Source organism: Solibacillus sp. NPDC093137, assembly GCF_050280445.1.
Taxonomy (GTDB): Bacteria; Bacillota; Bacilli; order Bacillales_A; family Planococcaceae; genus Solibacillus; species Solibacillus isronensis_B.
On sequence record NZ_JBNNVH010000006.1, the window covers coordinates 89,291 to 101,738 of the forward strand.

Annotated in this window: 9 protein-coding genes; 7 read left to right on the top strand and 2 right to left on the bottom strand. The window is 42.2% G+C overall.

The window, feature by feature from the left end; genetic code table 11:
* The first annotated feature begins 139 nt into the window (after window positions 1–139).
* Window positions 140–934 (top strand): basic amino acid ABC transporter substrate-binding protein, encoded by a 795-nt coding sequence (locus tag ACQKN3_RS16795; RefSeq protein ID WP_427713417.1) that lies wholly within the window; start codon window positions 140–142, stop codon window positions 932–934.
* Window positions 935–990: 56 nt separating this feature from the next.
* Here ACQKN3_RS16795 and ACQKN3_RS16800 read toward each other — a convergent pair whose 3' ends face one another.
* Window positions 991–1,251, bottom strand: a complete 261-nt coding sequence (locus ACQKN3_RS16800) for a Parvovirus coat protein VP1-like protein (protein ID WP_353056579.1) — start codon at window positions 1,249–1,251, stop codon at window positions 991–993.
* A 90-nt stretch (window positions 1,252–1,341) separates the two neighbouring features.
* The gene (locus ACQKN3_RS16805) at window positions 1,342–2,589 is read right to left on the bottom strand and encodes a Zn-dependent hydrolase (protein ID WP_427713420.1); all 1,248 of its coding nucleotides are present in this window, start codon (window positions 2,587–2,589) and stop codon (window positions 1,342–1,344) included.
* Between the two features lie 124 nt (window positions 2,590–2,713).
* Between ACQKN3_RS16805 and ACQKN3_RS16810 the strand changes: the two genes are divergently transcribed.
* The 6 genes from ACQKN3_RS16810 (at window position 2,714) to preA (ending at window position 12,368) form a co-directional block, all read left to right on the top strand.
* Window positions 2,714–4,252 carry a PucR family transcriptional regulator gene (locus ACQKN3_RS16810; protein WP_427713423.1) on the top strand — a complete coding sequence of 513 codons (1,539 nt, stop codon included), beginning with the start codon at window positions 2,714–2,716 and terminating at the stop codon, window positions 4,250–4,252.
* Between the two features lie 134 nt (window positions 4,253–4,386).
* Window positions 4,387–5,742, top strand: coding sequence for an aspartate aminotransferase family protein (locus tag ACQKN3_RS16815; RefSeq protein ID WP_251690314.1), 1,356 nt, complete (start codon window positions 4,387–4,389; stop codon window positions 5,740–5,742).
* 15 nt (window positions 5,743–5,757) lie between these two features.
* Window positions 5,758–7,275, top strand: coding sequence for a CoA-acylating methylmalonate-semialdehyde dehydrogenase (locus tag ACQKN3_RS16820; RefSeq protein ID WP_427713426.1), 1,518 nt, complete (start codon window positions 5,758–5,760; stop codon window positions 7,273–7,275).
* An 844-nt stretch (window positions 7,276–8,119) separates the two neighbouring features.
* Complete coding sequence (gene hydA / locus ACQKN3_RS16825; RefSeq protein ID WP_251690312.1) at window positions 8,120–9,517, top strand: dihydropyrimidinase; 1,398 nt, start codon at window positions 8,120–8,122, stop codon at window positions 9,515–9,517.
* 218 nt (window positions 9,518–9,735) lie between these two features.
* Window positions 9,736–11,073 (top strand): NAD(P)-dependent oxidoreductase, encoded by a 1,338-nt coding sequence (locus ACQKN3_RS16830; protein ID WP_427713430.1) that lies wholly within the window; start codon window positions 9,736–9,738, stop codon window positions 11,071–11,073.
* An 11-nt stretch (window positions 11,074–11,084) separates the two neighbouring features.
* Window positions 11,085–12,368 (top strand): NAD-dependent dihydropyrimidine dehydrogenase subunit PreA, encoded by a 1,284-nt coding sequence (gene preA, locus ACQKN3_RS16835; RefSeq protein WP_251690309.1) that lies wholly within the window; start codon window positions 11,085–11,087, stop codon window positions 12,366–12,368.
* The last annotated feature ends 80 nt before the right edge of the window (window positions 12,369–12,448 follow it).

Consider the following 12,448-nt stretch of genomic DNA (forward strand, 5'->3'; position numbering starts at 1 on the left):
GCACTTTTGGTTGGAGTATAGGCGATAGGACTCCTTGGAGGTATCTTTATAACCTAAACTATTAGAAGATTCAGAATTACATATTGTATGGGTCTACTAAAAAATGTATAATCTTAACAAAAATAGAGGGGGTTTTATAATGTTCAAAACGAAGAAGTTTTTAATAACGATGCTGTTAATGGCATTAACAATCATTTTAGCCGCATGCGGTACATCAGACGATGAAACATCAGGAAGCGCAACATCCGGAGAAGGTGGCGGTAAAAAGCTGTTAGTCGGAACAGAAGCAACATTTGCCCCATTTGAATCGATGAACGATAAAGGTGAAATTGTCGGAATCGATGTTGATATTATGAAAGCAATCGGTGAAGAAATCGGTTCGGAAATCGAATTCCGAAATGTAGGTTGGGAGCCGGTATTCCAGCAAATTACGAATGGAGAACTGGATTTAGGTGCATCAGGCATTACCATTACAGATGAGCGTAAAGAAACGTATGACTTCACAGATCCATATTATGAAGCGTCATTAATGATTGTTGTGAAAGAGGATTCTACAATTGAAACATTGGATGAGTTAAAAGATCAAAAAATCTCTGTTCAAATTAATACGACAGGTCATATTGCAGCACAAAACCTGCAAGGGAAATCAAGTTCAAAAATTTTAGCGTATGAAAACCAGCCAGTTGCATTCCAGGAAGTAATCAATGGTGCAACAGCAGCAGCGTTTGGCGATAATGCCGTTGTAATCGAATACTTAAAGAACAATCCGGATTCAGGATTAAAAGCAATTGAATCAGATCAGTTCGAAAAAGAGTATTACGGTTTTATGGTGAAAAAGGGTAACACGGAGTTACTAAACCGTTTAAATGAAGGGTTAGCAAAAATTAAAGAAAACGGTAAATTAGAAGAAATTACTGGTCAGAAAATCGATTAATAGAAAACACAGGCATGAACCCTTTTGAAAAGGAATTCATGCCTGTGTTTTTAGGTTTATATTAGAAAGTTCTTTAACCGAATCGCTCGGGAAAATAAATTTGCGTCCCTCCCCATTTTTGTAGAGGGGTTTTTGTATTGATTTAAACATTGCTGGAAAATTGCGTCACAATATCTTTTATCGTATCCGTATGCATAACAAGCATCATGGTTCAGACAGCAATTATCTACTGCATTCGTTGGTGCACCAGGTCCAGTACATCCCGGTCCACAGTAACGATAACCAGGGAAGCAGAACCCCGTTGCAGGACGTCTCATCATCCCACCTCCTTTTAGTAGGGGTACCATATAGTATGTTCACCTAATAAGAAGAGGAGGGCAATTCTATTGATTTCATCATAAAAACCTTTACTTTACACTAGCAGACTTTACGGGTGAAACCGAAGATTCGGCTACTTTCAATACTGCATTAACAAGGACATCCGCACCTTTTGAACATTCCTCGTAGGAAGTATATTCATCTTCACGGTGACTGTAGCCTTTTGCACTTGGGACGAAAATCATCGTAGAAGGAATGTAACCGGCGATAAATTGAGCATCGTGACCGGCACCGCTGAACATATGATGGCGTGAAAGCCCGAGTTCATCTGTACTTGCTGCTACAGCATGAACAACTTCCGGTGCGAAATACACCGTATCCCGGCTCCATAGCTTTTTGTAGCTCAGCTCGCAATTTTCGATTTCTTTCGGAAGGTCAAAAATAATTTGCTCCACTTGCTGAATGACTGCCGGGTCTTGGTGTCGGGATTCCAACGAGAATGTTACGTTACTTGGGATGACGGTATGAATATTCGGGTAGGCATTGATGCGTCCGATTGTATAAACAAGATCTTCAGGAAGCTGTTTTAATTTATTTTGTAGGATGGAAATGATTTGCATTGCGGCAAACATACTGTCTTTACGCATGGAAATAGGGGTAGTGCCCGCATGGTTCGATTCGCCGGTTAATGTAATGTCATAGCATACCATGCCAAGAACGCCTTCCACGACACCGATCTCTTTTTTATAATGTTCCAGCACGGGACCTTGTTCAATATGAAGCTCCAAATAGGCATGAGCCTCTGTCAGACGGTTTGCGACATCGCCTTCATAGCCGCTTTCTTTTAGGGCTTGTTCAAATGTTACCCCTTTACGATCCGTCGAAGCGAGCATCTTTTCCTTTTCGAATTTTCCTGAAAGTACACCTGAAGCCATTAATGACGGTTCGAAACGTGCACCTTCTTCATTTGTGAAGTTTACGATCGTGATAGGGTGATTCAGTTCGAGTTTTTCATCAATAATCGTTTGGACAGCTTCCAGTGCAGTTAAAACACCTAGCACTCCATCGAAGCGTCCGCCTTTAATGACTGAATCCAAGTGTGAGCCGATGACAATCGGTAAATTATCGGAGTTGGAAGGAAGTGTTGCATACATTGTGCCCATATCATCAACCGTTACGATCATACCTAGCTGTTCGCAAATTTCTTTGAACTTGTTGCGGGCGAGAATATCTTCGGGAGATAGGCTTAAACGTGTGACACCATTATTTTCTGTTGCCCCAAATTGGCTAAATAAATCAATAGTGTTTTGAAGTCGTTCGCGGTTTGTTTTTAACATAAAATTCCCCCTTAAATTCAATAATATATAAACATTAGCACTAGCATATAACAAATTAATATATACTTAATGTAAAATGATACAATAATTGTATGGACGAATTGTTAATGATAGGGGGCTGCTTATGTTAACCGTAAAAGAAGTTCTAAATCGAAAATACTTTGAATCAGCGAAGGTCGTCGCAGGTCAAACTGGCTTAAGCCATGCGATCAAATGGATTCATATATTGGAAGTTACCGATGTGAAGCAGCTGATAAAAGGAAATGAGCTCATTCTGACAACGGGCGTCATTTTAAAAGATAATGAACAAGGCTTTCTGAATTTTGTAAGTCAACTTAATGAATTAAATGTAGCCGGGCTGTGTATTGAGTTAGGTATGTACATTCAAACGATTCCGGAAAGTGTCATTAAACTGGCGGATCAACTGGATTTTCCGCTCATCGTTTTTCAGGAAATTGTCCCGTTTGTCGGCATTACGCAAGATTTGCATACAGCGATCATTCATCAGCAATACGATATTTTAAGGCAGCTCGAAGATTACTCCCAGAAGATTAACAACTATGTTCTGAAGGTGAGTGACAAAGTAAAGATTTTGCAGTATATGCAAAAGTATTTGAATGTGGATATTTATTTTGATGTGAAAAAAGGAACAAGTCTCGCAATCCCGGATAAAAAGATTGAAAATTGCAAAAAGTATATTGACCGTTTAGGTAGTAAACATAAAGCGAAGATTGAAGTGAATTTATTTGACCAGTTGTACGGTACTGTCTATATATACTCCGAAAAAAGAGAAATGACGGAGTTGGATTTGCTTATTTTGGACCGCACTGTTGTCACGCTGTCACAGTTTATTTTAAGAGATTTATATATTGAAGAAAAACTCGAAAGCGAAAACCGAAAGTTCTTTGAAAAGTGGCTTGAAGGTGAAAACAGCGATGATGAGCTGCTTTATTTTATCGAGGAGATTGATCAGAAGTTGAAGCATAACGGCTGGATGGTTATGATTCATCAGCTCAGAAGGAAAAATGCGAAAAAAGATTTAACGAATTACAAAATCAATCTTCGTCAGGCATTGCAGAAGGAAGGGTTTTACACATTTATTGTCGAGCAGTCCCAATATTTGATTTTCATTGTAAACGATCTGGCGCAAGGGGCTACGTATAAAGAACGGATGAACCGTGTGATGAATGAGATGATCCAGCAAAATAAACAGGACATGCTTATTGCAGTTGGGAAATATGTTTCGCATTACAATGAATTGAAAGATAGCTATCAAACAGCGCAGGAAACCCTTCAAATCAGGATGAAGCATATGGAGCATTCATATTTCTACGATGAACTGGTGCTGTACCATATGGTGAAAGTTCTGCAAAACAACAGCAGTCTTATGCAGGCGGCGAAGGAAAAAATCGAAAAGCTTAGCCAGTATGACATCAAGCAAAATGCGAATCTGATCCAAACGCTTGATGTGTATTTTCAGTGTAACGGACTAAAAAAGGAAACAGCCGAAAAACTGTTCATCGTCCGCCAAACCCTTTATCACCGCCTGGAAAAGGTGGAGCAGATCATCGGCAATGATTTTATGAAATACGAAAATCGTCTCTGCCTGGAAATCATGCTACTCATGACGAAGCATAATTATTATGAAGGTGTGAAGGTTTAGGTGCCGTGATTTAGAAAGCTCTTTGACCTAAATGTGAAATCGAGGCGAACATCCATTTTACACTATGTATAATGCCCTTAATCTTCCAATAAGCGAAAATAGAAATAGAGTTTAGGAATGTAGGAGGGAAATGCATGAGCCAATATGTAGAGTATAACTGGAAAGCAAATGACGAAAAACATGTATGGCACTCGATGAAGCCTTATAACCCGGAAGCAACATTTATCGTTGAACGAGCGGAAGGTGCTTGGCTGACAGACATCGATGGCAATAAATATTTGGATGCAATGGCAGGGCTTTGGTGTACGAATATTGGTTATGGTCGTAAGGAAATTGCCGACACAGCTTACGAGCAAATGCTTAAGAATTCATATACACCGCTGACGAATGGGCACACACCAGCAATTTTACTGAGCCAGAAAATCAGTGAGCTGCTTGGTGACGAATATGTCGTCTTCTATTCGAACAGCGGATCGGAAGCAAATGAAGTGGCGTTTAAAGTGGCAAGACAATATCATCAGCAAAAAGGTGATACGAACCGCTATAAAATCATTTCCCGCTACCGTGCTTATCATGGAAGTTCAATGGGTGCGTTGGCAGCAACAGGCCAAGCGCAGCGCAAATATAAATACGAGCCGCTTGCACCGGGCTTTTTACATGTGGCACCACCTGATCAGTACCGGAATCCGGAAGAGGCGGTAAACGGCGATGCTAAAACATTGCCTAGTGTGAAAAACATCGACCAGGTGATGACTTGGGAAATGTCCGAAACGATCGCCGCGGTTATTATGGAGCCGATTATTACAGGTGGCGGTGTCATTGTACCGAATGAAGATTACTTGAAAGGCGTAAAGGAAGTGTGCGAGAAACACGGTGCGCTCTTAATCGTTGACGAAGTAATCTGTGGTTTCGGACGTACAGGTACAGCGTTCGGATTCCAGAACTATGGCATTAAGCCGGATATTGTGACGATGGCTAAAGGGCTGACAAGTGCCTACATGCCATTATCAGCAACTGCAATCCGCCGCGAAATTTACGAGCAGTTTGTCGCGAATGGGGACTATGAATTTTTCCGTCATATTAATACATTTGGCGGGTCACCGGTCGCATGTGCAGTTGCATTGAAAAACATTGAAATTATGGAGCGCGAAAATTTATTCGAGCAATCCGTTGTACTCGGAGAATCGCTTAAGCGCACATTAAAAGAAAATTTAGAGGATCATCCTTTCGTGGGCGATATTCGCGGCAAAGGGTTATTAATCGGTATTGAGCTTGTTGAAAATAAGGAAACGAAAACACCGCTTGATGTTGAGCGCGTAAATGCAGTGATTGCCTACTGTAAGAAGAAGGGCGTCATTATCGGCAAAAATGGTGTAACGGTAGCGAACTTCAATAATATATTAACGCTGTCACCGCCGCTTTCAATTTCATTGGAGGAAAAGGACCTGATTGCCAATACAGTGATTGAAGCAGTGAACAGTATTAAATAAAGGGGGATCTTCATAATGACAGAAGCGGTTTCGGTAAAAAAATTAACACATTTTATCAATGGGGAATTGGTCGAAGGGAAAAGCAACAACTATTCAAAAGTGTATAACCCGACGACAGGCGAAGTAATTGCCGAAGTTCCGATTGCGACAGCTGAAGAAACACGTGAAGCCATTGCAGCAGCAAAAGCGGCTTTTCCGGCATGGCGTGATCTGTCTGTTGCGAAGCGTGCGGAAGTATTGATGCGTTTCCGATTTTTACTGACAGAAAATATGGATCAGCTATTGGATATTATTTGTACGGAGAGCGGGAAAACGTTGGAGGATGCGCGCGGTGAAGTGACACGTGCCCTGGAATCGGTTGACTTGGCAATCGGTGCACCTCATTTAGTGAAAGGGGAATATTCGGTAAATGTAGGTGGTCAAATTAATGCCTACTCTGCGAAGTACCCTTTAGGTGTTGTAGCGGCTATCTCGCCATTCAATTTCCCGATCATGGTGCCGTTAGCGCAAACATCGATGGCGGTCGCTGTAGGGAACGCGGTTATTTTAAAAGCATCCGAAAAGGTGCCGATGACTTCGCTGTTTGTCAGTGAACTATGGAAAAAAGCAGGATTGCCGGACGGGATCTGGACAGTAGTAAACGGCAGTAAAGATGCAGTAAATGAGCTGCTGGAAAATCCGACTGTTCAAGCGATTTCATTTGTCGGTTCGACACCTGTTGCGAAATATATTTACGAAACGGGTTCGAAATACGGTAAGCGCGTTACGGCTTTAGGCGGCGGGAAAAATAATATGGTTGTTATGCCGGACGCGGATTTAGAGCAAGTGGCGAACGCGTTTATCGGTGCAGCATATGGTGCGGCTTCCCAACGTTGTATGGCGATTTCTACAATTATGCCGGTTGGTGAACAGACGGCTGACCGACTAGTGGCGATTTTGAAAGAGAAAATCAGCAACTTAAAAGTGGGCAGCTATAAAGAAGAGGGGACGGATTTTGGTCCTGTCATTTCAAAAGAGTCGAAAGAGAATATTTTGAAAGCAATTGATTTAGCTGAACGTCAAGGTGCGACAGTTGTATTGGACGGCCGCGAACTGGATATTGTGAAAAACTCGGAAGGCTTCTTCGTCGGTCCGACGTTACTGGACAATATTACGAAGGAGATGGAAATTTTCGATGAGGAAGTTTTCGGTCCGGCTCGTAATGTTGTGCGTGTAAACTCGCTTGCGGAAGCGATTGATTTCATTAACGGTCAGGATCTGGCAAATGGGGTCACGATCTTCACGAACGACGGTGCGGCAGCGCGCAAGTTTACAACGGAGATTGATGTAGGCATGGTCGGCGTCAATGTGCCGATTCCAATCCCTGTCGGCTATCATAACTTTGCCGGCTTTAAAGGTTCGCGCTTTGGTGAAGGGCATATGTTTGGTCCGGATCAGGCCAGATTCTTTACGAAAACGAAAACGGTATCGGAACGCTGGCCAGATACAACAGAAACGACAGCATCGACATTCGCTTTCCCTAGCAATAACTAAAATATATGCAGAAACAGCCTGATTCCAGATATGGGGTTAGGCTGTTTTTTTATTGGAATAGTGATGGCGGATATTAGAAGAAGTTCGTCGGTAATGCGGTTTGCGGAAGCGGGTTAAGGCTCGGGTAGAGGCAGGGCTATATTTTATTAGAACATTTGTTATGAATATTAGAAGAAGTGATCCGCTTATTAGAACTGTTCGCGTGTTTATTAGAAGATAAGGTGGTAAGGGGGTTGGTGGATGCTGATTTAGACCAGTGAGTAAGCAGATTTATAGTTTTATTAGAACATTGACGGCGGATATTAGGAGAAAAGCGATGGATATTTGAAGATCGGAAGGGGATATTAGAACATTGCATATACATATTAAAACAATAGAACGATATATTAGAAAATCCAACTTTTATTAGAACAAACAAAAATATATTAGAACATCCTCACAATATATTAGGAAAATTATGAAAGAACCTCACTCTTATTAGATACCCGACAAAAATAATACATTATGTTAGAAAAACTTACATAAAAATAGTATATTTCCTTACAACTTTTAACCTTTTGTCTAAAATATTTACGGAAAAAATTACCTTTTGTATATTAAATTTAGTCAATATATTCAGTAAAGTTATGTATATGAAGCAATCGAAAGGATTTTAGCAACGGAAAATATTTATTTAAATTTTTTCCGTTATTTAGATATTATGTTACTAATTGTTACATATAATACTATATATTAAATTATATGCTTAAAAACTAGTAATTATTCTCAAAAGTTAGTAGTACTAGGACGCACTTTGGTTTTTCATTTTTTCAATAGAAATTACTAGAAAACTAGGAGGGTTTATATGAAAAAGATTATTACTGGGGGAACAATTGTTACTGCTGCGGATACGTTTAAAGGGGATGTGCTGATTGAGGATGGGATCATCACTCAAATTGCAGTAAAAATAGATGATGCGGAAGCGGAAATTATTGATGCAACAGGAAAGCTTTTATTCCCGGGTGGTATTGACCCTCATACCCATCTCGATATGCCTTTCAACAACACGGTAACAGATGATGACTGGCAATCAGGCACAATTGCTGCGGCATACGGAGGAACAACGACAATTATCGATTTCTGTATTAGTGCGGGCTCACCGACATTAATGGATGCGATCGATACGTGGCACGGCAAAGCAAAAGATAAAGCCGTGATCGATTATGGCTTCCACTTAATGATCGGTGATTTAAATGAACAGCGCCTGCAGGAATTACCGGAAGCATTGGAACGAGGCGGGATCAGCTCGATTAAAGTATTCCTTGCTTATGCGAAGGAATTCCAGGCGACGGATCGTACATTATTCCAGGCGTTTAAAGTCGGGAAGAAGCTTGGCGCAACAGTTATGGTCCATTGCGAAAACGGATCGGTTATCGATGAATTAGTGGAAGAAGCGAAAGCGAATGGTCAGACGGAGCCGATTTATCATGCGCTTACTCGTCCGCCTGAAGTAGAAGGGGAAGCGACGAAACGTGCGATTGAGCTGGCAAACTTGGCTGGAGCGCAATTATATGTCGTGCATGTTACGTGTAAAGAAGCGGTCGATGAAATCATTTCTGCACGTAATAAAGGCTACAACGTGTTAGGTGAAACTTGTCCGCCGTATTTAGTGCTTGACCAGACAGCATTGGAAAAGCCGAACTTTGAAGGTGCGAAATATGTATGGTCTCCGCCGTTACGTCCTGTGGAGCATCAGGAAGTATTGTGGAATGCATTGAAGGCGAAGCAGCTGCAAACGATTGGTTCAGACCAATGTTCATTCAGCTTCAACGGCAAGAAAACATTAGGGAAGAACGACTTCTCGAAAATTCCGAATGGCGGGCCGTTTATTGAAGACCGTTTCTCTGTACTTTATTCAGAAGGTGTTGCAAAAGGGCGCATTACGGAAAACGAGTTTGTTGATATGATTTCAACGCAGTCTGCGAAGATTTTTGGGCTATTCCCTCAAAAAGGAACAATCGCGGTTGGTTCGGATGCGGATATCGTATTATTCGATCCGACAGTAAAACGTACGATCTCTGCGGAAACACATCATATGAATGTGGACTATAACGCATTTGAAGGGCTGGAAGTGACGGGCGAGCCGACAAGTGTGCTCGTGCGTGGTGAATATGTCATTCAAGATAAAAAATTCGTCGGACAGCTTGGAAGTGGCAAGTATATCCGTCGTGAAGTAAAGGGTTCCACTAAAGTAACTTCATAACAAGGTCAATTACGATTTTGCGTAATTGCGTCCGGATTCGTGGGTCAGTCAGCCTTTGTCGCACGACGCGTCGATTTAGGCTGACGTCAATTCCATTAAAAAATCTGTGACATCCACCGGGGCTTATCTTCATTCAGTGGGTGGTTGGGAAATCGGCTGGATGAAGATATCAATAGCTAAAAGTAATAACAAATCAAACTGGAGAGGGTTGTTATGAAATGAGCAATAGTTTAGCGAAGAACTTTGAAGAGATATTTGATGGTTTAACAACATACGCGGCAACTGTTGAAGCGAATCGTTGTTTGTATTGCTATGATCCACCTTGTGTAAAGGCATGTCCAACGAGCATTAATATTCCGAGCTTTATCAAGAAAATTGCTTCGAATAATATGAAAGGTTCTGCTCGTGTCATTATGGAATCAAATCCGGTTGGCGCAAGCTGTGCGCGTGTTTGTCCAACGATCGAGCTTTGTGAGGGGGCTTGTGTGTTGAACAGTGAAGAAAAACCGATTCAAATTGGTCATCTTCAACGCTATGCAACGGACTGGCTGCGTGAGTCGAATGTCAATCTGTTTACGCCACAACCTGCAAACGGCAAGAAAGTCGCGATTATCGGAAGCGGGCCGGCAGGATTATCTGCTGCACGTGAACTGGCATTGCTAGGGTACGGAGTGACGATTTTCGAAGCAGATGAAAAAGCGGGTGGCCTGAATTACTACGGCATCGTTTCATTCCGTCTGCCGCAAGATGTTGTGGAGTGGGAAGTGCAGCAAGTACAAAACCTTGGTGTTGAAATTAAAACGAGCACGAAGATCGGCGAAGATGTATTAGTTGATGAACTGCTTGAAAACTATGACCGCATCATTGTAGCGGTTGGTATGGGCAAAGTACCGATGCTTGGCGTTGAGGGCGAAAATTTGGACGGTGTGTATGATGCGATTGATTTTGTAAAGGAATCAAAATCTTCGTTCACTGATCGCGTACTGGGCAAAAAAGTGCTAGTTATCGGTGCGGGTAATACAGCGATTGATGCAGCGACATGTTCTGTAAGATTGGGTGCTGAGCAGGTGCAAATCGTTTACCGTCGTACATCAAACGAAATGACGGCATATGATTTTGAATTTGATTTTGCGAAGCAGGATGGTGTTGAATTTAAATGGCTGACATTACCGAAACGCATTATTGGCGATGACAACGGTAAAGTAATCGGGATGGAATGCATCAAAATGAAACTGACGGATATCGAAAATGGAAAAGGGACATTAATGGAGATTCCTGGTTCTGAATTTGTGATTGAGGCGGATGCGGTGATTCGGGCGATCGGCCAAACGAAGCAGTATGAGCTGATTGAGCATTTAGGATTAGCTAATACACGCGGTGTGATTGATGTGGATCACAACAGCCTGAAAACATCAAATCCGAAAATTTACGCTTGCGGTGATGTGATATACGGTAACGGGTACGGTGAGGCGACAGTTGTATCGGCGGCGCAGCAGGGCAAAGATTCGGCTTACGCGATTCATTATGAACTAAACGCAAATTCAGAAATTGCATAGGGGGAATTGAAATGGCAGATTTACGAATAGATTTTGCTGGTATTAAGTCACCTAATCCTTTTTGGCTGGCATCGGCACCACCGACAAACTCCGGCTATCAAGTGCAGCGTGCATTTGAAGCGGGGTGGGGCGGCGCTGTATGGAAAACGTTGGGGGACCCTATTTTAAACGTTTCCTCACGTTTTGCTGCTGTTAGTTTTAACGGTCAAAAAGTAGCGGGTTTCAACAATATTGAGCTCATCACAGACCGACCGCTGGAAGTAAACTTAAAGGAAATTTATGAAACGAAAAAGCGATTCCCGAATCATACGATTATCGCTTCGTTAATGGTGGAGCCGAAAGCTGAAAAATGGCATGAAATCGTGAAAAGAGTCCAGGATGTTGGGGTAGATGGCTTCGAATTAAACTTCGGCTGCCCACATGGTATGGCGGAACGTGGCATGGGAGCCGCTTCGGGTCAAGTGCCTGACCTGGTGGAAAAGCAGACCTATTGGGCAAAAGAATATGCTGAAGTACCGGTTATCGTCAAACTGACACCGAATATTACGGATATTACTGTAACGGCGGAAGCAGCGGTGCGCGGCGGTGCTGATGCGATTAGTATGATCAACACGATCAATAGTTTGGCGGGCGTTGATCTGAACTCTTGGAACACAATTCCGCATGTTGGCAATAAAGGGGCACACGGAGGTTATTGCGGACCGGCCGTGAAACCAATTGCACTGAACATGGTGGGCGAGTGTGCAAGAAGTCCGTATATCAATTTACCGATTTCCGGAATTGGCGGTATTTCAAACTGGCAGGACGCTGCTGAGTTCATCTTAATGGGTTCTACTAGTGTGCAAGTTTGTACGGCGGCAATGCATCATGGCTTCAGCATTGTTGAAGATATGATCGATGGTTTAAGCAACTATTTAGACGATAAAGGCTTAACATCGGTTATGGATTTAGTCGGCAAAACAGTACCGAAATATTCGGATTGGGGAGATTTAGACTTAAATTATAAAGTTGTTGCAGAGATCAATAATGATGTTTGCATTAACTGTAATAAATGCCATATTGCCTGTGAAGATACGTCCCACCAATGTATCGATCTGTATACAGAAGATGGCCGTCCAATGCTGAAAGTGCGCGAGGAAGACTGCGTAGGCTGTAATTTATGTTCGATTGTCTGTCCGGCAGAAGGTGCAATTACGATGAAGGAACTTGTTCCGACACAACCGCCGATGACGTGGAATGAAAGACAGAAACTAATTGCAGGATTTGCTCCAAGCAGTTCAAGTATTGCGAGGTAGTTGGCAAAATTTTTTTAAAGGAATGGATGTCGGTCTAACAGCGTCGCATTGTATGACAACGGGTGACTGACCCACGTCCT

Excerpts from the sequence above, each read along its gene's own strand:
- ACQKN3_RS16805 (WP_427713420.1), bottom strand. The coding sequence starts at position 2,589 with ATGTTAAAAACAAACCGCGAACGACTTCAAAACACTATTGATTTATTT.
- ACQKN3_RS16815 (WP_251690314.1), top strand. The coding sequence starts at position 4,387 with ATGAGCCAATATGTAGAGTATAACTGGAAAGCAAATGACGAAAAACAT.
- ACQKN3_RS16810 (WP_427713423.1), top strand. The coding sequence starts at position 2,714 with ATGTTAACCGTAAAAGAAGTTCTAAATCGAAAATACTTTGAATCAGCG.
- ACQKN3_RS16795 (WP_427713417.1), top strand. The coding sequence starts at position 140 with ATGTTCAAAACGAAGAAGTTTTTAATAACGATGCTGTTAATGGCATTA.
- preA (WP_251690309.1), top strand. The coding sequence starts at position 11,085 with ATGGCAGATTTACGAATAGATTTTGCTGGTATTAAGTCACCTAATCCT.
- ACQKN3_RS16800 (WP_353056579.1), bottom strand. The coding sequence starts at position 1,251 with ATGAGACGTCCTGCAACGGGGTTCTGCTTCCCTGGTTATCGTTACTGT.
- ACQKN3_RS16830 (WP_427713430.1), top strand. The coding sequence starts at position 9,736 with ATGAGCAATAGTTTAGCGAAGAACTTTGAAGAGATATTTGATGGTTTA.
- ACQKN3_RS16820 (WP_427713426.1), top strand. The coding sequence starts at position 5,758 with ATGACAGAAGCGGTTTCGGTAAAAAAATTAACACATTTTATCAATGGG.
- hydA (WP_251690312.1), top strand. The coding sequence starts at position 8,120 with ATGAAAAAGATTATTACTGGGGGAACAATTGTTACTGCTGCGGATACG.